The sequence below is a fragment of the Mycobacterium sp. 2YAF39 genome, from assembly GCF_052114565.1.
Classification (GTDB): Bacteria; Actinomycetota; Actinomycetes; order Mycobacteriales; family Mycobacteriaceae; genus Mycobacterium.
The window spans coordinates 365,967-389,799 of the sequence record NZ_JBFREZ010000003.1 but is presented as its reverse complement, the minus strand read 5'-3'; the positions used below and the strand labels follow the sequence as shown (position 1 = coordinate 389,799).

24 protein-coding genes are annotated in these 23,833 nt (G+C 65.5%); 12 read left to right on the top strand and 12 right to left on the bottom strand.

Features of this window, described 5'->3' with window-relative positions:
- Positions 1 to 6: 6 nt before the first annotated feature.
- From AB4Z42_RS11260 to AB4Z42_RS11220, 9 genes are all read left to right on the top strand, one after another.
- On the top strand, positions 7 to 1,299 hold the full coding sequence (locus AB4Z42_RS11260) for an amidohydrolase family protein (RefSeq protein ID WP_442009238.1): 1,293 nt from the start codon (positions 7 to 9) through the stop codon (positions 1,297 to 1,299).
- 179 nt (positions 1,300 to 1,478) lie between these two features.
- Positions 1,479 to 2,645: an acyl-CoA dehydrogenase family protein gene (locus tag AB4Z42_RS11255; RefSeq protein WP_442009237.1), complete on the top strand. Its 1,167-nt coding sequence runs from the start codon at positions 1,479 to 1,481 to the stop codon at positions 2,643 to 2,645.
- Complete coding sequence (locus AB4Z42_RS11250; protein ID WP_442009236.1) at positions 2,645 to 3,409, top strand: SDR family NAD(P)-dependent oxidoreductase; 765 nt, start codon at positions 2,645 to 2,647, stop codon at positions 3,407 to 3,409. Before AB4Z42_RS11255 ends, AB4Z42_RS11250 begins: the two co-directional genes overlap by 1 nt.
- A complete protein-coding gene (locus tag AB4Z42_RS11245; protein ID WP_442009235.1) occupies positions 3,409 to 4,629 on the top strand; it encodes a CaiB/BaiF CoA transferase family protein in 1,221 nt (406 codons plus the stop codon). The genes AB4Z42_RS11250 and AB4Z42_RS11245 overlap by 1 nt, the downstream gene beginning before the upstream one ends.
- Positions 4,626 to 5,423 carry an enoyl-CoA hydratase/isomerase family protein gene (locus tag AB4Z42_RS11240; RefSeq protein ID WP_442009234.1) on the top strand — a complete coding sequence of 266 codons (798 nt, stop codon included), beginning with the start codon at positions 4,626 to 4,628 and terminating at the stop codon, positions 5,421 to 5,423. The genes AB4Z42_RS11245 and AB4Z42_RS11240 overlap by 4 nt, the downstream gene beginning before the upstream one ends.
- A gap of 2 nt (positions 5,424 to 5,425) precedes the next feature.
- Complete coding sequence (locus tag AB4Z42_RS11235; RefSeq protein WP_442009233.1) at positions 5,426 to 6,571, top strand: thiolase family protein; 1,146 nt, start codon at positions 5,426 to 5,428, stop codon at positions 6,569 to 6,571.
- 12 nt (positions 6,572 to 6,583) lie between these two features.
- Complete coding sequence (locus AB4Z42_RS11230; protein WP_442009232.1) at positions 6,584 to 7,732, top strand: acyl-CoA dehydrogenase family protein; 1,149 nt, start codon at positions 6,584 to 6,586, stop codon at positions 7,730 to 7,732.
- Positions 7,733 to 7,859: 127 nt separating this feature from the next.
- Positions 7,860 to 8,525 carry a TetR/AcrR family transcriptional regulator gene (locus AB4Z42_RS11225; RefSeq protein WP_442009231.1) on the top strand — a complete coding sequence of 222 codons (666 nt, stop codon included), beginning with the start codon at positions 7,860 to 7,862 and terminating at the stop codon, positions 8,523 to 8,525.
- Positions 8,522 to 9,025, top strand: coding sequence for a hypothetical protein (locus AB4Z42_RS11220; RefSeq protein ID WP_442009230.1), 504 nt, complete (start codon positions 8,522 to 8,524; stop codon positions 9,023 to 9,025). The genes AB4Z42_RS11225 and AB4Z42_RS11220 overlap by 4 nt, the downstream gene beginning before the upstream one ends.
- On the opposite strand, the gene AB4Z42_RS11215 is transcribed toward AB4Z42_RS11220, so the two are convergent.
- The 5 genes from AB4Z42_RS11215 to AB4Z42_RS11195 are packed head-to-tail and all read right to left on the bottom strand — an operon-like array spanning position 9,022 to position 14,018.
- On the bottom strand, positions 9,022 to 9,993 hold the full coding sequence (locus AB4Z42_RS11215) for an NADPH:quinone oxidoreductase family protein (protein ID WP_442009229.1): 972 nt from the start codon (positions 9,991 to 9,993) through the stop codon (positions 9,022 to 9,024). The two genes, AB4Z42_RS11220 and AB4Z42_RS11215, sit on opposite strands and share 4 nt — an antisense overlap.
- Positions 9,990 to 10,979, bottom strand: coding sequence for a phosphotransferase family protein (locus AB4Z42_RS11210; protein WP_442009566.1), 990 nt, complete (start codon positions 10,977 to 10,979; stop codon positions 9,990 to 9,992). Before AB4Z42_RS11210 ends, AB4Z42_RS11215 begins: the two co-directional genes overlap by 4 nt.
- A 38-nt stretch (positions 10,980 to 11,017) precedes the next feature.
- Complete coding sequence (locus AB4Z42_RS11205; RefSeq protein ID WP_442009228.1) at positions 11,018 to 12,319, bottom strand: acyl-CoA dehydrogenase family protein; 1,302 nt, start codon at positions 12,317 to 12,319, stop codon at positions 11,018 to 11,020.
- A gap of 41 nt (positions 12,320 to 12,360) precedes the next feature.
- On the bottom strand, positions 12,361 to 13,365 hold the full coding sequence (locus AB4Z42_RS11200; protein WP_442009227.1) for a zinc-dependent alcohol dehydrogenase: 1,005 nt from the start codon (positions 13,363 to 13,365) through the stop codon (positions 12,361 to 12,363).
- Positions 13,362 to 14,018 (bottom strand): TetR/AcrR family transcriptional regulator, encoded by a 657-nt coding sequence (locus AB4Z42_RS11195; protein ID WP_442009226.1) that lies wholly within the window; start codon positions 14,016 to 14,018, stop codon positions 13,362 to 13,364. The genes AB4Z42_RS11200 and AB4Z42_RS11195 overlap by 4 nt, the downstream gene beginning before the upstream one ends.
- Before the next feature lie 63 nt (positions 14,019 to 14,081).
- On the opposite strand from AB4Z42_RS11195, the gene AB4Z42_RS11190 reads away from it, so the two are divergent.
- On the top strand, positions 14,082 to 14,837 hold the full coding sequence (locus tag AB4Z42_RS11190; RefSeq protein ID WP_442009225.1) for an SDR family NAD(P)-dependent oxidoreductase: 756 nt from the start codon (positions 14,082 to 14,084) through the stop codon (positions 14,835 to 14,837).
- 3 nt (positions 14,838 to 14,840) lie between these two features.
- Here AB4Z42_RS11190 and AB4Z42_RS11185 read toward each other — a convergent pair whose 3' ends face one another.
- From AB4Z42_RS11185 to AB4Z42_RS11175, 3 genes are read right to left on the bottom strand one after another with little or no spacing between them, the layout of a single operon-like run.
- Positions 14,841 to 15,803 carry a TIGR03564 family F420-dependent LLM class oxidoreductase gene (locus AB4Z42_RS11185; protein ID WP_442009224.1) on the bottom strand — a complete coding sequence of 321 codons (963 nt, stop codon included), beginning with the start codon at positions 15,801 to 15,803 and terminating at the stop codon, positions 14,841 to 14,843.
- A gap of 9 nt (positions 15,804 to 15,812) precedes the next feature.
- Positions 15,813 to 16,559 (bottom strand): hypothetical protein, encoded by a 747-nt coding sequence (locus tag AB4Z42_RS11180; RefSeq protein ID WP_442009223.1) that lies wholly within the window; start codon positions 16,557 to 16,559, stop codon positions 15,813 to 15,815.
- Positions 16,560 to 16,567: 8 nt separating this feature from the next.
- Entirely contained in the window at positions 16,568 to 17,482 is a 915-nt protein-coding gene (locus AB4Z42_RS11175) for an NAD-dependent epimerase/dehydratase family protein (protein ID WP_442009222.1), read from the bottom strand.
- A gap of 56 nt (positions 17,483 to 17,538) precedes the next feature.
- Here AB4Z42_RS11175 and AB4Z42_RS11170 point away from each other — a divergent pair, with 56 nt between their 5' ends.
- Positions 17,539 to 18,714 carry an acyl-CoA dehydrogenase family protein gene (locus tag AB4Z42_RS11170; protein WP_442009221.1) on the top strand — a complete coding sequence of 392 codons (1,176 nt, stop codon included), beginning with the start codon at positions 17,539 to 17,541 and terminating at the stop codon, positions 18,712 to 18,714.
- Here the strand turns inward: AB4Z42_RS11170 and AB4Z42_RS11165 are convergent.
- The 3 genes from AB4Z42_RS11165 to AB4Z42_RS11155 are packed head-to-tail and all read right to left on the bottom strand — an operon-like array spanning position 18,677 to position 22,357.
- Complete coding sequence (locus AB4Z42_RS11165) at positions 18,677 to 20,398, bottom strand: nitric oxide reductase activation protein NorD (RefSeq protein WP_442009220.1); 1,722 nt, start codon at positions 20,396 to 20,398, stop codon at positions 18,677 to 18,679. The two genes, AB4Z42_RS11170 and AB4Z42_RS11165, sit on opposite strands and share 38 nt — an antisense overlap.
- Entirely contained in the window at positions 20,395 to 21,189 is a 795-nt protein-coding gene (locus tag AB4Z42_RS11160) for a CbbQ/NirQ/NorQ/GpvN family protein (protein WP_442009219.1), read from the bottom strand. Before AB4Z42_RS11160 ends, AB4Z42_RS11165 begins: the two co-directional genes overlap by 4 nt.
- Before the next feature lies 1 nt (position 21,190).
- A complete protein-coding gene (locus tag AB4Z42_RS11155; protein ID WP_442009218.1) occupies positions 21,191 to 22,357 on the bottom strand; it encodes a spirocyclase AveC family protein in 1,167 nt (388 codons plus the stop codon).
- 86 nt (positions 22,358 to 22,443) lie between these two features.
- On the opposite strand from AB4Z42_RS11155, the gene AB4Z42_RS11150 reads away from it, so the two are divergent.
- Positions 22,444 to 23,046: a TetR/AcrR family transcriptional regulator gene (locus AB4Z42_RS11150; protein ID WP_442009217.1), complete on the top strand. Its 603-nt coding sequence runs from the start codon at positions 22,444 to 22,446 to the stop codon at positions 23,044 to 23,046.
- On the opposite strand, the gene AB4Z42_RS11145 is transcribed toward AB4Z42_RS11150, so the two are convergent.
- Positions 23,043 to 23,831: an emopamil-binding protein gene (locus tag AB4Z42_RS11145; protein WP_442009216.1), complete on the bottom strand. Its 789-nt coding sequence runs from the start codon at positions 23,829 to 23,831 to the stop codon at positions 23,043 to 23,045. The two genes, AB4Z42_RS11150 and AB4Z42_RS11145, sit on opposite strands and share 4 nt — an antisense overlap.
- Positions 23,832 to 23,833: the final 2 nt, after the last annotated feature.

The window sequence follows — 23,833 nt, the reverse complement described above, 5'->3', positions numbered from 1 at the left end:
ACAGGCGTGAACAAAGAAGACATGATCCTGATCAGCGTTGATGATCACATCGTCGAACCGCCGGACATGTTCAAGAATCATCTGCAGAAGAAGTACCTGGATGAGGCGCCGCGGCTGGTGCACAATCCCGACGGCAGTGACACCTGGCAGTTCCGCGACATCGTGATCCCCAATGTGGCGCTCAATGCGGTGGCTGGGCGGCCCAAGGAGGAGTACGGCCTGGAGCCCCAGGGTCTCGACGAGATCCGCAAGGGCTGTTTCGACGTCGACGAGCGCGTCAAGGACATGAACGCAGGCGGCATTCTCGGGTCGATGTGCTTTCCGTCCTTCCCCGGATTCGCCGGACGACTTTTCGCCACCGAGGACCAGGAGTTTTCGCTTGCGCTGGTGCAGGCCTACAACGACTGGCACGTCGAAGAGTGGTGCGGGGCGTACCCGGCGCGGTTCATCCCGATGACCTTGCCGGTGATCTGGGACGCCGAGGCTTGCGCCAAGGAGGTCCGGCGCAATGCCAAGCGCGGCGTGCACTCGCTGACGTTCAGTGAGAACCCGGCGGCGATGGGCTATCCGTCCTTCCACGACGATTACTGGACCCCGTTGTGGGAAGCGCTGGTCGACACCGACACCGTGCTCAACGTCCACATCGGGTCCTCGGGCCGGCTGGCCATCACCGCGCCGGACGCCCCGATGGACGTGATGATCACGCTGCAGCCGATGAACATCGTGCAGGCCGCGGCGGATCTGTTGTGGTCCAAGCCGATCAAGAAGTACAAGGACCTCAAGATCGCGCTGTCCGAGGGCGGCACCGGCTGGATTCCGTACTTCCTCGATCGCGCGGACCGCACTTATGAGATGCACTCCACGTGGACCGGTCAGGACTTCGGCAAGCAGAAGCCCAGCGAGGTATTCCGCGACCACTTCCTGACCTGCTTCATCTCGGACCCCGTGGGCGTCGAACTTCGCAACCAGATCGGCATCGACAACATCTGCTGGGAGGCCGACTACCCGCACAGCGACTCGATGTGGCCGAGTGCCCCCGAGCAGCTCGACGAGGTGCTCAAGGCGAACGACGTGCCTGACGACGAGATCAACAAGATGACCTACGAGAACGCCATGAAGTGGTACCACTTCGATCCGTTCACCCACATCTCCAAGGAGCAGGCCACGATCGGTGCACTGCGTAAGGCCGCCGAAGGCCACGACGTGTCCATCCAGGCGCTGAGCAAGCACGAGCACGGCGGCGCCAACTTCCAGGACTTCGCCGCCAATGCCAAGGAACTGACCGGCAACAAAGACTGAGTCACACAGCGATTTCGGCGTGCCAGGTAACGCTCAGCGCGTGTCCTGATGTCGCCGCCAGGCGGCTCCGGCCGAGCACGCCGAAATCGCCATGCAAAAGGAGCACACGTGGCCACCGGAGGTTGGGCCCACGCCCGTAGGGCAGGGGAGAGCGGAGCGACCCGGGAATGAACAGCGGCATGAGTTTCGAGCTTTCCGAGGATCAGGCACTGATCCGCAAGTCCGTCGCCGAGTTGGCGGGCAAGTTCGACGACCACTACTGGATGCAGAAGGACCAGGCGCACGAATTCCCCCAGGAGTTCTACGACGCCATCGCCAAGGGCGGCTGGCTGGGTATGACGATCCCGGAGGAATACGGCGGCCACGGTCTGGGCATCACCGAAGCCACGCTGCTTCTGGAGGAGGTCGCAAGATCGGGTGCGGCGATGAACGGCGCCAGCGCTATTCACCTCACGATCTTCGGAATGCAGCCGGTCGTCAAACACGGCTCCGAGGAGATGAAGGCCGCAACGCTGCCCCGGGTCGTCAACGGCGATCTTCACGTGTGCTTCGGCGTGACCGAACCCGGTGCGGGACTTGACACCTCACGCATCACGACCTTCGCCAAGCGTGAAGGTGACAAATACCGCATCAATGGCCGCAAGGTGTGGATCTCCAAGGCGCTGGAGTCGGAAAAGATCCTGCTGCTGACCCGCACCACGCCGTATGACGAGGTCACCAAGAAGACCGACGGTATGACGCTGTTCCTCACCGATCTCAACCGCGATCACGTAGACATCCGGCCGATCAACAAGATGGGCCGGAATGCGGTGAGCTCCAACGAACTGTTCATCGACGATCTGATCGTGGGTGCCGAGGACCGGGTTGGCGAGGAGGGCAAGGGGTTCAAGTACATCCTCGACGGACTGAACCCCGAGCGGATGCTGATCGCCGCCGAGGCTCTGGGCATCGGTCGCGTGGCGTTGGAGAAGGCCGTCAAGTACGGCAATGAGCGTGTGGTCTTCAACCGGCCGATCGGCATGAACCAGGGTCTGCAGTTCCCGCTGGCGGACTCGCTGGCCCGACTGGATGCCGCCGAATTGGTGCTTCGCAAGGCGACGTGGCTCTACGACAACGGCAAGCCATGTGGGCGTGAGGCGAATACGGCGAAATACCTCTGTGCGGATGCGGGATTCGATGCCGCAGACCGGGCACTTCAATTGCACGGCGGCATGGGCTACTCCGAGGAGTATCACGTGTCGCGCTACTTCCGTGAGTCGCGCCTGATGAAGATCGCACCGGTCAGTCAGGAGATGATCCTGAACTTCCTCGGCGAGCACGTCCTCGGAATGCCCAGGAGCTACTGATGGGCGGATATTTCGACCTGACCGGACGCACCGCCTTGGTCACCGGTGCGGGTGCGGGCGGCGGAATCGGCGCGGCGGTCGCGGCGGCGCTGGCCGACGCAGGCGCGGCGGTGCTGGTCACCGATATCAACGCGGAGGCGGCCGCAGCAGTGGCAGAACGGATTCGGGCCAACGGCGGAAAGGCCGACTCGTGTGCACTCGACGTCGGCGACCGCGACGCCGCCGACGCCGCGGCAGAACAGGCCGCAGGACTCGGCGGGGGAGCGCTGAACATCCTGGTCAACAACGCGGGTGTCACGGCCCCTGCGATGTTCGCAAAGCTGACGGACGAGACATTCCGGCTGACGTTCGATGTGCATGTGATGGGCACGTTTCACTGCACTCAGGCGGCGCTGCCGCACATCCCGACCGACGGTACGGGCCGCATCATCAACGTGACATCGGCGGCCGGGCTGACCGGAACGCTTGGGCAGGTCAACTACTCCGCCGCCAAGGCAGGACTCATCGGCTTCACGAAGTCGCTGGCGCGCGAGCTGGCCACGAAGAACATCATGGTGAATGCCCTTGCGCCGCTTGCCGCTACGCCGATGACAGAGACCATTCGCACCAACGAGAAGTTCGCGGCGAACATGATGAACCGTATTCCGTTGAAACGCTGGGCAGGTCCGGAGGAGGTGGCCGGCGCGTTCGTGTTCATGGCCTCGGACGCGGCGTCCTACATCACGGGGCAGGTGCTGCCGGTCGACGGCGGCATGGTGATGTGATGGCGCCTGCGGCACCTCTCGCCGGTGTCACGGTCGTTGCGATGGAACAGGCGGTCGCCGCCCCGATGTGTACCCGTGTGCTCGCGGACTTCGGTGCGCGGGTGATCAAGGTGGAGAATCCGAACGGCGGCGATTTCGCCCGCGCCTACGACGATGTGGTCAACGGCCCGGGCGGCCTTGCCGCCCACTTCGTGTGGTGCAACCGCGGCAAGGAGTCGGTCACTCTCAACACGAAATCGCCGCAGGGAATGGACCTGCTGCACCGGCTTCTCGACCGCGCCGATGCCTTCGTCTCCAACCTCGCACCGGGATCCACGGCCCGGATGGGTATCGCCCCGGCCGACTTGGCGCAGCGCCACCCCAACGTCATTCCCGTCGAGATCGACGGTTACGGGCCGGGCGGACCCATCTCGCACAAGCGCGCGTACGACCTTCTGGTGCAGGCGGAATCGGGTTCGTGCGCCATCACCGGCTATCCCGGTATGCCCGCCAAACCCGGCCCCGCGATGGCCGACTTCACGACGGGCCTGTACGCCGCGATCTCGATTCTGGCGCTGTTGTTCGCGCGGGGCGGACGCCCGGATGGTGCCGCGGCCCCCTCGGTGGAGCTCAGCCTGTTCGACGTGATGACTGACGTCATGGGATACGCGCTCACCTATACCCAGCATTCGGGTATCGACCAGCAACCCCTCGGCGTGGGATCTCCCGCGGTAGCGCCCTACGGCGCGTTTCCGACCCGCGACGGTCAGACGGTGGTGCTCGGGACGACGAATGACCGCGAGTGGCAGCGGGTCGCGCGGGAGATCATCGACCGGCCCGACCTCGCCGACGACCCGCGGTTCGCGACCAATCCCGGCCGCTGCGAGCACAGGGACATCCTGGACCAGGCCATCGGATCCTGGTGCGCTCAGCATGATCTCGTCGACATCCAGAAGACGGCCGATGCGGCCGGCATCGGAAACTCGCGCTACAACCTGCCCAGCGAGGTGGTCGTGCATCCGCAGTTGACCGCGCGCGATCGTTGGCGCACGGTGGGCACTCCTGCGGGTGACATTCAGGCGCTGCGGCCGCCGCCGGTGATCGGTGGATTCGAACAGCCGATGGGTGCCGTACCCGGGCTCGGTGAGCACACGGACGCCGTCCTCACCGAATTGGGCCTTACCGCAGACGAACTCAGCCGGCTTCGGGCCGACGGGGTGATCGGGCAGGCGTATTCGTGAGTTCCGAACACGTGCTGCTCATCACGAACGACGAGGGCGTTCGCACACTCACACTGAACCGGCCCGACCGCAAGAACGCGCTCAACCCCCGGTTGTGGGAGGAGTTGGCCGACGCCCTGCGCCACGCCGCGCGCGACACCGAGTTGCGGGCACTGGTGATCACGGGTGCCGGCGGCGCGTTCTGCTCCGGTGCGGACATCGGCACCCCGGAGGACATCCACCCGCGGCACAAACTGCGCCGGCTCACCGAAGTCGCGCTCGCACTGCATGAGCTGACGGTTCCGACCGTCGCGAAGGTCAACGGGGTGGCGGTGGGCGCGGGCTGGAATCTGGCGCTGGGTTGCGACTTCGTCGTCGCGACACCCGAATCCCGGTTCTGCCAGATCTTCTCCAAGCGCGGCCTCTCGGTCGATCTCGGCGGATCGTGGCTGCTACCCAAGCTCGTGGGTCTGCAACAGGCCAAGCGATTGGTGCTGCTTGCCGACATGATCGATGCCGAAGAGGCGCGGTCGCTCGGGTTGGTCACCTGGATCAAGGCGGCCGGCGAGATCGACGCGTTCGTCGACGAACTGGCGGGTCGCCTCGCCGCGGGACCGCCCGTCGCGTTGGCGCAGAGCAAGGCCCTGCTCAACGACGGCGCGACCGCGACATTGCGCGAAGCGCTGGCCAACGAGGCCCGGGCGCAGCCGGGCAACTTCGCCACAGCAGACTCGACGGAGGCGTACGCCGCATTCGCGCAGAAGCGCGACGCGGCGTTCACCGGAAGATGGGCAGTTCCCAGATCGGAGAAGTGAAGATGCGCGAGACGGTAATAGTCGAGGCGGTGCGCACCCCTGTCGGGAAGCGCAACGGCGGCCTGTCGGAGATGCACGCGGCCGACCTGTCGGCGATCGTCCTCAATGCGCTGGTGGAGCGCGCGGGGGTCGACCCCGAGATCGTTGACGACGTGGTGTGGGGCTGCGTCTCCCAGGTGGGTGACCAGTCCAGCAATATCGGCCGCTACTCGGTGCTCGCCGCGGGCTGGCCCGAGCACATCCCCGGCACCACGGTCAACCGTGCGTGCGGCTCCAGCCAGCAGGCGCTCGACTTCGCGGTGCAGGCGGTGATGTCGGGTCAGCAGGACGTCGTCGTCGCGGGCGGTGTCGAGGTGATGAGTCGGGTGCCGCTGGGGTCGGCGCGCGCAAGCGGCACGCCTTACGGCCCGAAAGTTCTCGAGCGGTATGCCGATTTCTCTTTCAACCAGGGCATCTCCGCCGAGATGATCGCCCAGAAGTGGGGCTTCTCGCGGACCCGGCTCGACGAGTACTCCGCGCGCTCACACGAACTGGCGGCCGCCGCTCAGGACAACGACGCGTTCGAAACTCAGATCATGCCGGTGTTCACCGACGGCGAGCCCGTCGTTGCCGACGAGGGGATTCGGCGGGGGAGCACGGTCGAGAAGCTGGCCGGGCTCAAGCCGGCGTTCAAGGAGGACGGTGTCATCCACGCCGGCAACTCGTCGCAGATCTCCGATGGCGCCGCCGCGCTGTTGGTGATGACTGCCGAGAACGCCGTGGCGATGGGACTTCGGCCGATCGTCAGCTACCGGGCCGGTGCGGTCACCGGCGCCGACCCGGTGCTGATGCTGACCGGCCCCATCCCGGCCACCGAGAAGGTGCTGCACAAGGCGGGCGTCGCCCTCGACGAGGTGGGCGTCTTCGAGGTCAACGAGGCGTTCGCACCGGTGCCGTTGGCGTGGCAGGCCGAAACGGGCGCCGACGAGGCGAAGCTCAACCCGCTCGGCGGCGCCATCGCGCTCGGGCATCCGCTCGGCGCCTCGGGGGCCGTGCTGATGACTCGAATGATCAATCACATGCGCGACAACGGAATTCGTTTCGGGCTACAGACGATGTGTGAGGGCGGCGGTACAGCCAACGCCACCCTCGTAGAGCTCATCGCATAGGAGGGACGCCACGTGCGCAGAGATCTGTTCACCGAAGACCACGAAGCTTTCCGCGAGCTCGCCCGCGATTTCGTCGACAAGGAGGTGGTTCCGCACTATCCCGAGTGGGAGAAGGGCGGACGCATGCCCCGCGACGTGTTCAAACAGATGGGATCGCTGGGCCTGCTGGGGACGGCCATCCCCGAGGAGTACGGCGGCGGTGGTGAGCCGGACTACCGCTATTTCGTCGTCATGCAGGAGGAGGCGGCCCGCGCCCTGGTCACCCTGTCGACGGTGCGCACGCAGCTCGAGGTGATCCTGCCGTACTTCCTGCATTACGCGAACGACGAGCAGCGTAAGAGGTGGTTCCCAGGCTTGGCGGCGGGTGAATTGCTGACCGCGGTCGCGATGACCGAACCGGGCACGGGATCGGACTTGGCGGGGATGCGTACGTCCGCGGTGCGCGACGGTGACGACTGGATCATCAACGGCGCCAAGACATTCATCACCGGAGGGATGCAGGCCGACCTGGTTATCGTGGTGGCGCGCACCGCGACCGATCCGGACAACCGGCGCAAGGGGCTGACCCTGTTCGTGGTCGAGGACGGCATGCCCGGCTTCACTCGCGGCCGTGAGCTCGAGAAAATGGGCTGCAAGGTGCAGGACACCGCCGAGCTGTCCTTTGTCGACGTGCGTGTGCCGGCGGCGAACATGCTCGGCGACGAGGGGGAGGCCTTCGGCTATCTCGGCCACAACTTGCCTCAGGAGCGGCTCACCGTCGCCGTCGGGTCGGTGTCGCAGGCGCGGTCGGCGATCGCGGCGGCGATCGACTACACCAAGAACCGCAAGGCGTTCGGCACCCCGGTCGCGTCGTTCCAGAACACCAAGTTCGAGCTGGCGGCGTGCTCGACGGAGGTCGAGGCGGCGCAGGCCATGCTCGACCGCGCGATCATGCTGCACGTTGAGGGCGAACTGCTGCCCGCCGACGCGGCGCGGGTGAAGCTGTTCTGCACCGAGATGCAGCAGCGGGTGATCGACCGGTGCTTGCAGCTGTTCGGCGGATACGGCTACATGATGGAGTATCCGATCGCCCGGCTGTACACGGATGCGCGCGTGGCCCGGATCTACGCCGGGACCAGCGAGGTCATGAAGGTGATGATCGCCAAGTCGCTCGGCCTCTGACCTGGCGATTTCGGCGTGCTGAGTCTCGCGTAGCGAGACCAGTCACGCCGAAATCGCAGAAAACCTTGTCACTGCGGCCAAACCTACCTACTGTGTGTTCACTAGGTTGGTTCAACGAAGGAGCCCCGTGTCAGCCCCCGAGTCGTCGGATCTTCGCGCGAGCATCCCCGGCCCTTCGGGCGGGGGCCCACACCGCAGGCCGTATGACACCCTGCTCGCCAAAGGCGAGGACCGCAGGCAGCGGATACTCGCTGTCGCCGAGCGGCTGCTGGCCCGCAACGGCTGGCGCAACACCTCGCTGGCACAGATCGCCAAGGAAGCCGGAGTGACGCCCGCCGGACTGCTGCACCACTTCGAATCCAAGGAACAGCTGCTCAACGCCGTACTCGACGCGCGTGACGACGACGACGAGCTCCACGCGGACTATCGCTCCGGTGACCTCGTCACCGAACTCGGCCGCGTGCCCGAGCGGTTCGATCGCGCCCCTGAACTGGTCGGCACCTTCACGGTGCTGCTGGTCGAGAACATCGCACCCGACGCGCCTCTGCACGACCGGCTGCACAAGCGCTACCGCGATGCCGTCGACATCATCATCGAGCTCATCAAACGAGGCCAGCGTGCCGGCCACTACCGTGCGGATTTCGATGCGGCAGGCAAAGCCGTGGAGATACTCGCCTTTATCAACGGAATGGAGACCCTATGGCTACTCGATCCCTCAATCCCGCTGGCCGAAATATTCAAGCAGTACGCGGAGTCGCTGGGCCGGGACTGGTCGCCACGGAGCTCGACGTGAGGTACCGGCTCGACGTCGTCGCCCCGACCGTCCTCGATGCGGTGCGCTGCGCGGGCGGCTGGATCTACGACCGGGTGACTGCCGGCTGGGATGTCACCGTTCTCATCGGCAGCGACGACGACCTGCGGCCGCTGCAGATCCTCGGCGCGCAGACCCTCGACCTCGGGTCGGTGTTGGAGGAGTGGGAGGACCGCCCGCACCCGCAGACCGTCGCCGTGGCGGCCGATCTCTTCGATCGCGATCCGCGAGTACTCGCGCACGTGCGCAACGCGCTCGAGCAGGGTGCCACCGAGGTGACGTTGTGGGGCGAGCGCGTGCCCGCCGAACTGGACGGCAGCGTCGACTCCGCTGCACACCACTTGAGTGCAGCGGCAAGGGCTTTCAAGGCCCGTGCGCTGGCGGCGGCCAACGATCCGGGAGCCGACGCCGTCGCCGAGAGCGAGACGTTCCGCTGCGGGATGATGGCGTCGGTCGCCGCAGACCTGGTTCCCGCGAGCTAGTCGGACGTAAGGTCGATCAGGATCTTGCCGATGGCGCGCCCGTCGGCGACGTGCTCGAGCGCCTCAACGGTCTGGGCGAGCGGATAGACCGCCCCCACGTGCGGTCGCACCCGGCCGCTGACCAGATGGTCGCGCAACTCGTCCTCGTTACGGGAGAATTCATCCGGCGGAACATCCTGGAACTGGAAACCCAGCACCGCGATTCCCTTCACCAGCACCAAGTTCAGCGGGATGCGGGGGATGTCGCCCGACGCGAATCCGACGGTGACGAACCGTCCGCCCCGTCGCAGCGCGCGCAGTGCGGGTTCGGCCAACTGGCCGCCCACCGGATCGACGACCGCGTCGGCACCATCGGGTGAGGCCTCGCGCAATGCATCGCGCAACGGCTTCGACCGGTGGTTGACCAGTCGTCGTGCACCGTATGACGATGCCACGTCGAGCTTTTCGTCCGACGACGCAACCGCGGTGACCGACGCGCCGAGTTGCACCGCGAGCTGAACCGCCGCCAATCCGACGCCGCCGCCCGCACCGAGCACGATCACCTCGTCGCCCGATCGCACGCGCGCCACAGATCGCAGTGTGTGGTACGCGGTGCGGTAGGCGACGCCGAACGCGGCGGCGGTGCAGTCGTCGACGCCATCGGGTATCCGGGCGAGACCGGCCGTCCCGACGCCGACCTCCTCGGCGAACGCCCCGTACATGCCGGTGCCGGTGACCCGATCCCCGGCCACGAAATCGTCTGTTTGCGAACCGGTTTCGACGATGGTGCCGGCGAACTCGCTGCCGGGGATGAACGGGGGAGGAACCTTGATCTGGTATTGGCCGGCGATCAGAAGCACGTCGGGGAAGTTCACCGCGGCGGCGGCGACGCGCACGCGAACCTGCCCTGCTTCGAGCGCCGGAGACTGCAGTTCTTCGATGCGGACCACGTCCGGCGGTCCGTACGCCGGGCAGACCGCTGCCCTCACCGGTAGTCGCTGCTCTCTGCGAGTTCGGCTGCCGACTGCATCAGTGACGTGATCACGGGCCCGTACGCCAACAACTTCTCGTTGTCGCCTGCGCGCTGGAACCCCTGCTCCAGCACGATCGCGAGCTTCCACTTCGCCAGCACGAGGTAGTAGTCGAGGTCATCGACCTGCCGTCCGGAAACTTTCGCATAGTGGTCGACGACGTCTTCACGGGAAGGCATCCCTCGCATGTCGACGTAGCTCATCTCCGACGTGCCCGGGGCGTCGGTGTCCTCCGGCCAACTCTGCACCATCCAGCCCAGATCCAGTTTCGGATCGCCGACGGTGCCCATCTCCCAGTCGACGATGGCGGCCATTTGCGCTGGAGCGCCATGGCGATACATCACGTTGGCGAACTGGTAGTCGCCGTGCATCAGGCCGGGGACGAAGTCAAGCGGACGGTGCGTGCGCAGCCATTGCGTTGCGGCATCGAGGCCGTCGATCTCGCGACCCTTGATCCGTTCGAAGAAGCCGGTCCACCGGTCGACCTGACGTTCGTGGAATCCGTCCGGACGGCCGAGATCCTGCAGCCCCTTGGCCTTCCAGTCGACCTTGGACAACAGCGCGATGCCCTCTGCTAGTTGGTATGACAGCCCGGCACGTGCCGCCATGTCGCCGTCGAACGGCTCGGGCCACATGCCGTGCTGGTCCATCGGCGACCAACCGTCGACGAACCCCATCAGATAGAACGGCCGGCCGAGAACGGTTGCGTCCGAACAGACTCCGACCGCCGCGGTGTGCGGCACGTCGGTGCCGTCGAGCGCCTCGATGATCCGCCACTCCCGCAGGATGCCCTTGTCCCGGTCGGGTGGGGCTCCGGTAGGCGGCATGCGAAGGACGCACACGTTCTCGCCGCGGCGGATCTTGTAGATGACGTTCTGCGTGCCGCCGGACAGGAAACTCGCCTCCAGCGGTTCACCCTTACCAGGCAGCCCCGCGCCGTCCATCCAGTCGGCGAGCCGCGCGGTGTCGATCTCTTCCTCGGTCACAGGTTGCCCACCTCATTCTCGAGGTATTGGGCGTACTTCGTCCGTGCGGCTTCGCGTTTGCGCGGTTCCCATTCGGTGGGCCACGTGTCGTCGGTGGGCTTGTAGTCCCGAAGTACCTGCTTGGCCACCGTCGTCTTGTGCACCTCGGTGGGCCCGTCGGCAAGTCCCATAACGGCGGCGCCGGTGACCATCGCCAGGAACGGCATCTCGTTGGTGACACCGAGCGCACCGTGTACTTGCATTGCCCGCCAAGCGATATCGTGCAACACCGTCGGCATGGCCACCTTCACCGCGGCGATGTCCTTGCGGACCTTCTTGTAGTCGTTGTACTTGTCGATCTCCCAGGCGGTGTAGAGCACCATCAACCGGAACTGCAGTAACTGCGCATACGAGTCCGCGATGTAGCCCTGTACGAACTGCTTGTCGGACAGACGGCTGCCCTGCGTCTCGCGACTCAATGCGCGTTCGCACATCATGTCAAGCGCCCGCTGCGACATGCCGATGGTCCGCATCGCATGGTGGATGCGTCCGCCGCCGAGGCGGGTCTGGGCGATGACGAACGCCTGCCCCTCGCCGCCCAGCAGCGCCTCGGCGGGCACCCGGACGTTGTCGTAATGGATCAGCGCGTGTGAGCCCTGGCCCTCGGGCTCCCCGTACAGGCCGAGATTGCGGACGATGTTGACACCAGGAGTGTCGGTGGGGACCAAGAACATCGACATGCCTTGGTAGGCACTGACGTCGGGGTTCGTCACCACCATCACGATCAGGAATGACGCGGTGCTGGCGTTGGAGGAGAAGAACTTCTGACCGTTGATCACCCAGTCGTCACCGTCGCGCACCGCCGATGTCGTGAACAGGGTGGGGTCTGCGCCTGCGTGTGGCTCCGTCATCGAATAGCACGAGAAGAGCTCACCGCTCAGTAGCGGCAGCAGGTACTTCTTCTTCTGTTCCTCGGTGCCGTAGTGGGCGATGATCTCGGCGTTACCGGTGTCGGGAGCTTGGCAGCCGAACACGATCGGCGCCCACTGCGAGCGGCCCAGGATCTCGTTGAGCAGTGCGAGTTTCAGTTGTCCGTAACCCTGTCCGCCGAGCTCGGGTCCGAGGTGGGTGGCCCACAGTCCGCGCCGACGGACCTCCTCCTTCAGAGGGTCGATCGCATCACGACGTTTGCCTTCCAGTGGAGTGAACTGCAGGTGCGGAAACGCCAGGTCCAGTGGCTCGACCTCCTCGCGGACGAACTCGTCGGCCCAGTCCAGCACCTTCTGGTATTCGGGGTCGGTCTCGAAATCCCATGCCATATCGGCGCTCCTCTCAGTTGGAGGTCAGTTGAAAACAACAGTCATTTGAATACGACGACCACCTTGTCGGCGGCTCCGGGGGTGGAAGCGATGCGTAGTGCCTCGTCGACCTCGGCGAACGGAATCGTGTGGCTGACGATGACGGCGTACCGCTCCCAGTTCGCCACGAGGTCTTCGGTGACTTCGAAGATCTCGTCGGGGTAGCCGATCGATCCGACGATGGTGATCTCGTTGGTCATCACGTTGAGGAAGTCGACGGGCACGGGTTGTTTGTGCACCGCGACGACGCAGAGTCGAGCGCCCGCCTTGGCCGCGCCCAGCGCCGCGGTGATCACCGCGGGAGCGCCTGCGGCGTCGAAGTAGATATCTGTACCGGCCTTGCCGGGAAACATCGACTCGCCCTGCCCGTGCAGTTCGGCGAGGCGCGCCGCGACGTCATCCTCGGCGGAGTTGATCACGGCGTCGGCGCCGACGGCGATGGCCTTCTCGAGTCGCGCAGGAATGAGGTCGACGACCACCACATGGGCGACGCCTGCGGACTTGAATCCGATGGTGGCGCCCAGCCCGATCGGGCCTGCGCCGAAGATCACGACCTTGTCCGTCGATTTCGGCTCTGACCGGTTGACACCGTGGCGGGCCACGGCCATCGGTTCGTTGAGTGCGGCCACCTCGAACGGGATGTGTGCGGGGACGACCTCCATGCTCTTGCCGCGGACGGCGTCCTCGATCAGCAGGTACTCGGCCAGCGCGCCGGTCGCGCCGCCGTTGCCGATGATTCCGCTCGGCGCGACCATGGGGTTGACGACGACGTGATCGCCGACCGCGAAACCTTGCACCGCACTTCCCATCTCGACGATCTCACCTGCCGGTTCGTGACCGAGTGGCATGTGCCCCTTGCCGAAACCGCCCATCGAGATGTACAGCGCGTCGGATCCGCATATTCCGCACGCCCGAATCCGGACCAGCGCATCGCGCGGTCCGACCGTCGGATTCGGTACGTCCACCACCCCGGTTTCACCCGGCCCGGTGATCATCGTTGCCTTCATCGCGAGCCCTTCAGGTTGTATCCGGCGATCAGGGCGGCGATGTCGCCGGCGACCACCTCGGAGAATTTCCGGTCGCCGAAACTGCCTGACGCCCAATGCCGCACGCCCTCACTGACGTGCATCCCGGCGAGGTGTGACAGGTGTTTCACGTCGACGTGAGCCGCCAGCTTGCCATCGGCTTGAGCCTTTGTGAACAGGTCGCCGAACATGTCGGCGTCGATGTCGCTTCGCTCGGCGCCGGACAGTATCCGGTGCTCGTGCCGGTACCCCTCCAGGATCGTCTCGACGATCAGGTCGCGCGGATTGCGGGCCATCGACCGCTCGAGGCTGCGCAGCGCCTCGGAAACCACGTTGTCGACGTCGTAGTCGGTGTCGAGCATCGCGCGGACCGTCTTCTGCGCCGCCCGCGTCGACAACAGGCCGACTTCGAACAACACATCCTCTTTGGCGGGGAAATAGAAGTAGAACAGTGCACGGGAGACGCCCGCGGCCCGGCAGATGTCGGCGACAGTGGTCTGGGCGTAGCCGTTGGTGCGCCACAGTGCCATCGCCGCCTGCACCAGGCCGCGCTTGGTCTCGTGCGATCGCGCACGCTGGAACGAGGCTCGACGTTGACCACTGTCAGCACCACGAGCGACCGCGGACTTGGGCACAGCGGCACTGTAACAGCTATATTGGGGCTTGCATATAGTTGACGTTTGTCTAACTATCTAAGAGTGACGGGTTCCCTCGAAGGCAGACGAATACTGGTGACCGGCGGCGCGACGGGTATCGGCGCAGCGGCCGTCCACGTCCTCAGCGGCGCGGGTGCGCAGGTGGTGGCCACGTTCCACACCGCGCCCCCACCCGACGTCGACGGGGTGTCGTGGCTGCAGTGCGATGTGCGTGACGCCACCGCAGTCGACGAGATGGTCGCCGCGGCGGCCCAACAGCTCGGCGGCCTCGATGTACTGCTGCACGCCGCAGGCATGTGGCAGCCCGGCATCCCCGGACAGATCACCGGCGATGACATCGACTTCCTGATGGCCACCAACATCAAGGCCACCATCTTCACCAATCAGGCGGCCTATGCGGTGATGCGCAAGAGCGGCGGCGGCCGGATCATCAACTTCGGGTCGGGCGAGGCGGTGATGGGGAGCCCGATCTCGGCGGTCTATGCCGCGACCAAGGGGGCGGTGTCGGCGTGGACCCGGTCGATCGCCAAGGCGTGGGCCGCCGAGAAGGTGTCGGCGATCGCCCTCGCCCCCGCGGTACAGACGCCGGGAGCCGACCGGTTGCGTGAATTCCTGGGCCCCGCGGCCGCGGAGTTCATCGATGCGGAGATCAAGAAGACCGTCCCGCTCGGTGGTGCGCTGGGCGATCCCGTCGAGGACCTGGGGCCTGCGCTCGTCTTCTTCTGCAGTGAGGCGTCACATTTCATGACCGGACAACTCGTGGCCGTCGACGGCGGCCTCGTGATGCTCGGCGCTTAGAAGCTAGCTGGCGAATTCGGACACCAGCGACGCGACGAATTCCTGAGTGCGGCGGCGCGACTCGCTGCGCTGACGCGCATCGCCGCCCAGCGGGACCACTCGAACGGCGAGATCGGTGACACCCGCGTCGCGGTAACTCTGCAGTCGGCCGCGGACTGTTGACTCGTCGCCCGTCGCCATGGTGTCGCCGACATCTTCGGCGTCCCCGTGCTCGAGCAGCCGCACGTAGTTCGGGGAGAAGTCGGCGTGGCCGAGCACCTCGCTCGCGTACGCGCGGGCATCGTCGGTCTCGCTGCTCGAACACAGGGCCACCGGCACACCCGCCACGACACGAATTCCGTTGCGTCCGGCCGCGGTCGCCGCCTCGGTGATGCGCGGGACCACGTAGTCGCCGATCGCGCGTTCGTCGGCCATCCAGAGGATTGTTCCGGCGGTGCGTTCGCCTGCGAGGCGCAACATCGCGGGTCCGAGCGCAGCCACCAGCACTTGCGTGCCGAAGCCGTCTGTGACATCGACCGGGCTGTGCACTCGGAAGCTGTTGTTATCCACCGCGATCGCGCCGGGGCCGGCGAAGGCCGCGTCCAGCACGTCGATGTAGTCGCGGACCAGCAGGGCCGGTTTGTCGTAGGGAAGTCCGAGTTGGTCGGCGATGATCCAGTGGTGCGAGGGGCCGATGCCGAGGGTGAATCGGCCGGCACTGGCGACCGCCGTCGTCAGCGCCTGTTGCGCCATGATGAGCGGGTGGCGGGTCTGAATGGGCACCACCGCCGTTCCGATCTCGATGCGGTCGGTGACATGGCCGAGAAGTGCGGCGGCCGTCATCGCATCGAGGTAGCCGGGTACCTGGGGAATCCAGAATGAGGCGAAACCGTCGGTCTCAGCGGCCTTGCCGTCATTGAGAAGACCGGTCAGCCGGTCGGCACGCGAGCGCTCCTTGTCGGAGCCGATCATCAAGCCGATCCGCATCAAATCCTCCTATGGCACATAGCGATCCCACTCATGCGGTACGACGGGGTAGAAGGGCGCGGCCAGCAGCGGCTCGGTACCGCCCTGCTCCCAACGTGCGGTCAGCGCAGGCCTCAGTCGCTCCGCCGTCGCGACCGGGTCGTCGTCGAGGAAGCAGTACGTGATGGATTGGCCGGCCTTCGCGCTGGCCAGTTTCGCATCGACGTCCAGCGTCGCTGCCGACCAGACGCCTACCACTCCGTCGACATCGAGTAGCGCGTCGGCCGCGGCGGCTTCGCCGCGTTCGAGCAGCAGGTAGACACCTTTCACCGGCCACCACGGCAGCACGTCGGCGCCGACCTTGACCCGCGGTGCCGCGGACTTGCGTTGCACCTCGTAGACACCGCGCTCGACGGGTGGCAGCAGCGGAAGTTTGCGCTTGCCTCCGATGAGCGCTTTCGCCAGCGCGAGAAAGCCGTCCATCCCACCGGGATCGGTGAAGAAGTACGTCATCACATGGTCGATGGCGTCCTGGGGCTCGTGGTCTACCGCGCGGGCGGCGCGGCACGCCGGTGTGGACACCAACCGCAGTGACGCGCGTACGGCCGACAGCCGGTGCTGCTCCATGCGGTGGTCAAGGGTGTGCCAACGCAGATATTCGGCGTCTGATCCGTCCGGATGCCGGGTGGCCATCGAGACGAACAGAGTGCTGATATCTCCGTCGCCGGTAGCGAGGACGTCGTCGATCTCGTCTGAGGGTGTGCCGGGCAGCTGCATCAATGTCCTTAGGGCGTCGTGTCTTCGGGCAGAGCGATTTCGGGGTACCGCGAGGCGATCATGCGTCGGAGGCCGTCGCGCCATTCCACCTTGGTCCGGCCGAGAACCTCGTGCATGTACGTCACATCGGGCCACAACGGGGTATGTGCGTCCGCGGCATAGGTGAAAACCGGTTCGACGCCGACGAGCTCACCCATGTACGCGCAGTAGTCCTCGACGCTGACCGTCTCGCTGCCGGCCCAGTTCACCACGATCGGCGGTGTCGCGGCGACCTCCATCGCGCGGATGCCGAGTTCGACGTAGTCGTCCTCGTAGATCGGGTTGTAGTTGTTGGGTTTGTCGGGGTGGAGCCGAATGGGCTTGTGCGCCAGCATCATGTCGAGCCGGTCGGCGGGTGCCCCGCCCTCGGGCCCATAGGTCGAGCAGATGCGGATGATCGTGAGCGGGATGCCGTACTGCTTCGCGACCCATGAGCAGACGGCCTCGGCGGCGATCTTGGAGAAGCTGTAGTTCGCGCGAAGTGGAACTCCCGGCGGATCGGACTCCCGCAGCGGCCGTTGCCCTTGATACCCGTACACCGAACCCGTGGAGCAGAAGACGAAACCCTTGGCGGACCGGCAGTGGTACAGCAGATCGCCGGATTTCTGCGCGTTGGTGTCGACGCACTGTTCCCACTCGCCGGAGCCGACGTCGACGGCGGCATGGAACACATAGGTGAAATCGTCAGGGACGTTCGTGAAATCCCCGACGCTCATGTCGAGCGCGACCGGTGTGATGCCCGCAGCCGTGAGCTTGTCGCGATCGGCCGGGTTCCTCAGTCGGGCCGCGCCCCACACCTCGTTGCGCTGCGCCAACGCCCGCGCGATCGGGAACGCGATCTTGCCTGTCGCGCCGGTGATCAGGATCTTCTCGGAATTGAGCATCCCTTCAGTCTTAGCGCACCGCGACCTAAATGTTAAGTACTTGATACTGTTGGTCCGTGCAGCTCACCTTCGACGCCGAGGTCGAGGCATTTCGCGCGGAGTTCGTGAAGTTTCTCGACGAACACCTACCCAGCGAGGCCGATGCGGCCGAACCGTCGCGGTCGACGTCGCATGTGCCGGAATGGTCGCGACGTTGGCAGCGGGTGCAGTTCGACCACGGATGGTTGCTGCCGGGCAATCCGCCCGAGTTCGGCGGCCGCAACGCAGGCATCCTCGAGCAGTTCGTCCATCGCGAGGAGCTTTCGCGGCGACGCATCTATCACGCCTTCAACCCCCAGGGCGTCGGCATCATCGCCGCATCACTGTTGTCCTTCGGCACCGAGGATCAGAAGCGACGGTGGGCAGTGCCCATCCTGCGCGCGGAGATGACGGCGTCGCTCGGGATGAGCGAACCCGGCGCGGGTTCCGATCTCGCGGGGTTGCGCACCCGGGCCGATCTGGTGGACGGCCACTTCGTGGTCAATGGACAGAAGGTGTGGACCTCCGGCGCCCACGACGCGGACGTCATCCTCACGTTCGTGCGCACCGATCCCGATGCGCCGAAGCACAAAGGCATCAGCGCGCTCATCATTCCGACCGACTCGCCGGGGCTCGAGCGCCGACCGTTCGCCTCGGTGTACGAGCGCGACAATGTCGACTTCAACGAGGTGTTCTTCACCGACGTCCGCGTACCGGTGGAGAATCTCGTCGGGCCGCTGGGCGGCGGATGGAAGGTCGCCAACGGGTCGCTGGGCCATGAGCGGACCATGATGTGGATGGCTTTCGCCAACCGGCTCGAACAACTGCTGCAGGATTACCGCCCCGTCGGCGAGGTGAACCGGGACCGGTACGCCACCATGGCGATGGACTATCAAGCGTTGCGCCTTTTGGGTTCGGTGGCTCTGGGGCAGGCGGCGCGCGGCGAGCGCGACATCCCTGGTGTGTCGGTGCTGAAACTGTTCGGATCGGAGGCCGAGCAGAGCGCGCTGCGACACGCGCTGGACGGCGCGGGTGTCGACGGTCTGCTCAGTCCGTCGTTGACCGGTCCCTACAACCCTTACAGCCCAGACCTTTTCACTGGAAGCTGGTTCACCCGCTACATCAGCAGCTATGCCGGCACCATCTCCGGTGGCACCTCCGAGATCCAGCGCAACATCATCGCCCAGCGCGTGCTGGGTCTACCCGCGCGCTGAGCGTGCTGGGCACGGCGAGTTCGGCGAGCGCGGACAAGAACAACTGATCCATCTGCGGGCTCAGTTCGGCCAGTGTCGCGGCGCTGGCGTGACCGGCCGAACCGAAGACGCGTTCGAGCCCATCGGCGGCGGTGTCGGAGCCGACGGAAAGGCAAAGGCAGGCAACGCCGTCCGCGCGGAGTTCTTCAAGCGCCCGGTAGGCGTCGGCCTCCGCATAGCGCCCTTCGTAGCCGTCGTCATAGGGAAAACCGTCCGAAAGCACGACCAGCAGCCGGTTCGGCGTGCCTGCCTCGTTCTTCAGGATCTCTCCCGCGCCGCGGATGCCTGCGCCGAGGCGGGTATAGCCCGACGGCCGGAGTTGATTGAGCCGGGCTCGTCCGCCGGCGCCGAGACGTTGTCCGAACGTCTTGATCGCAGGAAGGTGAACAGCATTCCGGCCGTGCGACCGGAAGGCGTACACAGCGACGCGGTCGCCGAGTTCTTCGAGGGTGGCCGCAAGCGTCGCCGCCGCTCGGCGTTGGTGGTCGTGGACGGCCAGGCCGTCCCGATCGGTATCGGTCGCGGATCCGGACGCATCCAGCAGGATCAGGACCCCGAGGTCGCGAGCGAGCTTGCGCCGCTCCAGATATACGTGCTCGGAAGGGGAGAAGCCGGATCGTAGGTCGACGTACAACCCGATGAGCGCCTCGATGTCGAGCTCGTCCCCGTCGCTGCGGGCGCGCATGACCTTGGGGCCCAGACCGACGCGAGACAGGCGACGGCGCAGCACCTCGTCAGGTGTCACCGCAGCGGCGGACATGTCAGCCGACACGGTGAGCGGGAAATCGATGACCCGGCACCAGTCGGGGCGATACCGGTTGTTGTGGACGTCCCACTCCGGATGGCAGGCACCCCCGATGCCAACGGCGGCCCCCGGGTGCACGCCGTCGGTGAAGCGGATCGGCGTGAGACGTGGCCGGGCATGGGGCCCGGCCTCGCGGGTCCGCCGTACCGCCCCTACCTGCAACTCCCCGCCTGGAGCGTCGTCGCCGGAGGACCGTGAGTTGCCGAAGAGATCGCGGAGAAAGCCCGCGAGAGCCGCAGAGGTGAACAGCGGGGTCTCGAACAGCTTGAGGATCTTGCTTTGCCGCGATACTTCGCGGTCGTCGTCGTCGTCGGCAGCCGCGGCCGGATCGAACGTCAGAAGGAGTTCTCCGTCTCCAGCCCGCGCGCTCGGCCCTTCGGGAGATGCCAACAGACGGGAGGGTTTGATGACGCCGAACCACGTCGGTGCATCGGCAGCTTTCGTCCGGCGCCTCGCTGTTTCGAGCGACTCGGCGGCCGTCGTGGTGGTGGGCTGTTCCTGGAGCAGGAGTTTGAGCTCGCCGGCGAGCGGAATACGTTCGGCGAGATCGGCGACCACGCGGCGGCCTTCGAGCGCCAGATAGCGGCGCGCCAACGACGGGCGGCCGCGCAGCGGCCTCACGAATCGCGGGTCGAGGCTTCCCGCGCCCAGCAGAGCGCACTGGACCAGCAGCTCGCGGCGCTGCTCTGAGAGGGACGCACCTGCGGAGACGAAGACGACCGATCCGTTCGTGTGCGCAGGCGCTCCACTCGCCGCTTCCGCGACGTCGACCGCCCTGCCTGCGATGGCGGTGGCCAGGAGTCGAAACCGGCCGGGATCCAACGGAACAGGCGCGTTCACGTTCGCGGCAGGAGGCCGTCGACGAGCTCTCCGAGCGCGCGTAAGACATCCGGATCATCGGACAGGACTTGGACGACGGCCGATTGGACGGCACTGCGCAGGCTGAGCCCCTCGGCGACGAGGCCGGCAGCCAAGATCAGCATCCGGGTGGATGCGACTTCGCGCAGTGGTGAGCCGTCCAAGTTCCGGATCGCGCGGGCGAGCGTCACCAGCGCCCGCGCGGTCTCGACGTCGACTCCGGCTTCGTGGGCGACGACTTCGGTCTCGATGACCGCCGGCGGAAAGTCCAGCTCGATCGCGATGAATCGCTGACGCGTCGACTCCTTGAGATTCTTGAGGACGCTCTGATATCCGGGGTTATAGGAAATCACCAGCTGAAACCCTTGCGCCGCAGGCAACGTCGTGCCGAGCCGATCTATCGGAAGTTCGCGACGATGATCGGTGAGCGGATGGATCACCACGATCGTGTCCTGGCGGGTCTCGACGATCTCGTCCAGATAGAAGATGGCGCCCTCTCGTACCGCCCGGGTCAGCGGTCCGTCCACCCAGAGCGTTTCACCGCCCTTCAGCAGAAACCGCCCGACGAGATCGGCCGACGTCATGTCCTCGTGGCCCGCAACAGTGATCAGATCGCGGCCCAGTTCCTCGGCCATCGCCTGCACGAAACGCGTCTTGCCGCAGCCGGTGGGACCCTTCAACAACACCGGCAGTCCGCGGCGGGCCGCTGCCCGGAAGACCTCCGTCTCATCGCCGACAGGCCGGTAAAACTGTGTCTTCGGACTTGTCGGCACCTCAGTTCCCCGGTTGGAAGGGAACAACTTTCGGCAGTTCTACGCCCTCAGGAAGAACAAGCTGACCATCGGTATTGATGAAGCCGGATCGTTTGGTCGGTATCGGCAGAGCCGGGTCGGGGCAAGGTACCTCGGTGCCATCACCGCAGATGCCTCCGGTGAAGTACGAGCGATTCATGTGATCCTCGGGCCACGGGTCGGAGTGCATGGCGATCCATTGCGCGGGAACGTTGTAGAAGAAAAAGAAGCAGGCGCTGACCGCGGCGAAGATGGCCAGGAAGCGGGTGAACTGCTGCCGGACCATCCCGCCTCGGACGTTGTCCAATCCGCGCTCGACGACGGTGCGGCCGCGATCGTCGGTGAAGTAGCGCAAAGAGCACAGAGCGGCTTGCACGCCTCCCCACATCAGGCCTTCGTAGATCGGCCATTGGTGATACGTGCCTGCGAACACCGTCACGGACTGAATTGCCCCGGGATATGTGTAGAGCCCGAACGGCAGCATGAAGCCGGCTTCCATGACGAAGTCGAGAACGAACGCGAACGCGTAGGTGGCCAGGATCAGCCGAAGGTTGCTGATGTCGGGCCAGCGCGCCTTGATCTTTCGCATGACCCAACATCCGAAGATCGTGATGACCAGTACGCCTGCGGTGTAGCCCGGCGCATTGATCAGGAGTGGCTCTGCGACTTGGCGGCCCGGTTCCTCGGGGGAGACCCACCCCGGAATGTCCGAGGACCACGAGCCACGGTTCCACAGCCACGTGTTGTAGGTGCACCAGGTGTTGAAGTAGTTCAGCAGCGGGTCCTGGAAGAACATCAGGCCCATCGACACCATCAGCATGCCGTCAAGCGTGATTCGCCGCTCCCGGCGCCAGGGCCGCACGATGAACCACCAGATCGCCACCGGCAACAGGACCCACATGAGGATGGCGTTGAACGTGAGGAATGCCTTCATGTACGTCGGTGGGTCCGTCGGTCCGCCCGGCACCCGCTCGAAGTACGGCCCGGTGATCCATCGGATCCATACGTACAGCTGCAGCGCCAGGATCGCGGCGCCCGCGACAGCCCAGATCTTGACCCGGTTCGATGCCGGGGCGACCTCTGCGCCGAGAGCCGCTGAGCCGCCGAGCGACTCGACGGCGGCGGATTTCCTGTTCGACAGATCGCTCACGATCAGCCCCTCTCGTCGTCGGTCAAGATACCACCGAGTATCTCAGCATCCAATGGGGATCTTAGATTCTGTGGCACAATCTGGCCATGGTGGAGGAATGGACTCGGGAGCGACGCCTCGAGCGCACCCGTTCGCTCCTCCTGGACGCCGCCGAGGAAGTGTTCGCCGAAAAGGGCTTCACCCCAGCAAGTCTCGATGACATCGCACGTATGGCGGGCTACACAAAGGGCGCCATCTACAAACACTTCTCGACCAAGGAGGACCTCTTCCTGGCCGTGAGTGACCGGTACTGGCGTCGCTACTTCGAGAATTTCGCCGAGGTGATGGCTTCGGCCAAGCAGATCGGGACGCGCGAATTCGACGAGATCGCCAAGCGGTGGCGCAAACTCAGCCGCGACCGCGGCGCCGAACACGCCGCCCTCGGCCACGAGTTCACGCTCTACCTGCTACGCAATCCCGAAGCGCGGGAACGGGTGGCGGCCAAGAGATCCGAGGTCGTCGAGGCGCTGGCGAAGTTCATCGTCGACGGAATGGACCGGCTGGGCGGCACCCTGCTGATTCCGCCGTTGACATTCGCTCAGGTGCTCGTCGCCACCAGCGACGCCGTCGTGCTCGGCAGTGAACTCGACGACGTCGACCTCTATCGGCCGGTCATCGAGATGTACACCTCGGCGATCAAGCTGCCCTAACGCGCGGCCGGTCCGGCCGTCGCCTGTGCACCCGCCTTCCGGGTCAGATAGTCGATCTGTAGGTGGATCGAGTACAGGACGAGCGGCGGCAGGACGATGAACGGAATGTTCTCGCCGAAGAACTTGAACCCCAGTCCGAACGCGCCCTGCCCGATGTCGTTGAAGCCTGCGCCCACCTCGGAGAGGAAATAGACGGCGGTGCTGCTCATCAAAACGGCGATACCGGCGAACGCGAGCCACAGACATTTGATTCGCGACTCCGTCGGGAGATCCGGCCTGATGAGGCGGGTCCACACGATGATGACCATGGTTCCGGTGGCGACGCCGACGACCTCGAGGCCGAATGTCCACGGATTTCCGCTGGCGTAACGGGTATCGGCCAGTCCGTACTGCCACCACAGCCATTTGAAGCCAGGATCCGACGTCGGGGTCCACCACCCGAGCGGGTGGCCGATCAGGAACATCAGCTCGTAACCGATTTGGCTGAATGCCGTGTAGGGCAGATAGAAGAGGGTCAGTTCGGCGGCTTTGTCCAACCGAGTCCGGTTCTCGCCGGGGGCGTCCCAGAGTATGACAAGTGGAAGCAGGATCACCGGTACGCCGAAGAGCAGGTTGGCGATCACGTCCGAGGTGAACGTCGGCTCGATCAGTCCGACGCCGACGCCGACCGTCATCGCAACGAAGACAACGGTGGTGAAGATCGCGACCGCGAGATAGATCCGCGCTCGGTGCGGCGCCCACGGCTGGGCCAGGTTGGGCTCGCGTTCAGAGGTCCTTGTCGCCATTA

Excerpts from the sequence above, each read along its gene's own strand:
- AB4Z42_RS11245 (WP_442009235.1), top strand. The coding sequence starts at position 3,409 with ATGGCGCCTGCGGCACCTCTCGCCGGTGTCACGGTCGTTGCGATGGAA.
- AB4Z42_RS11210 (WP_442009566.1), bottom strand. The coding sequence starts at position 10,979 with ATGGACGGCGCGGGGCTGCCTGGTAAGGGTGAACCGCTGGAGGCGAGT.
- AB4Z42_RS11145 (WP_442009216.1), bottom strand. The coding sequence starts at position 23,831 with ATGGCGACAAGGACCTCTGAACGCGAGCCCAACCTGGCCCAGCCGTGG.
- AB4Z42_RS11175 (WP_442009222.1), bottom strand. The coding sequence starts at position 17,482 with ATGCTCAATTCCGAGAAGATCCTGATCACCGGCGCGACAGGCAAGATC.
- AB4Z42_RS11200 (WP_442009227.1), bottom strand. The coding sequence starts at position 13,365 with ATGAAGGCAACGATGATCACCGGGCCGGGTGAAACCGGGGTGGTGGAC.
- AB4Z42_RS11180 (WP_442009223.1), bottom strand. The coding sequence starts at position 16,559 with ATGCAGCTGCCCGGCACACCCTCAGACGAGATCGACGACGTCCTCGCT.
- AB4Z42_RS11205 (WP_442009228.1), bottom strand. The coding sequence starts at position 12,319 with ATGGCATGGGATTTCGAGACCGACCCCGAATACCAGAAGGTGCTGGAC.
- AB4Z42_RS11255 (WP_442009237.1), top strand. The coding sequence starts at position 1,479 with ATGAGTTTCGAGCTTTCCGAGGATCAGGCACTGATCCGCAAGTCCGTC.
- AB4Z42_RS11150 (WP_442009217.1), top strand. The coding sequence starts at position 22,444 with ATGGTGGAGGAATGGACTCGGGAGCGACGCCTCGAGCGCACCCGTTCG.
- AB4Z42_RS11235 (WP_442009233.1), top strand. The coding sequence starts at position 5,426 with ATGCGCGAGACGGTAATAGTCGAGGCGGTGCGCACCCCTGTCGGGAAG.
- AB4Z42_RS11185 (WP_442009224.1), bottom strand. The coding sequence starts at position 15,803 with ATGCGGATCGGCTTGATGATCGGCTCCGACAAGGAGCGCTCGCGTGCC.
- AB4Z42_RS11250 (WP_442009236.1), top strand. The coding sequence starts at position 2,645 with ATGGGCGGATATTTCGACCTGACCGGACGCACCGCCTTGGTCACCGGT.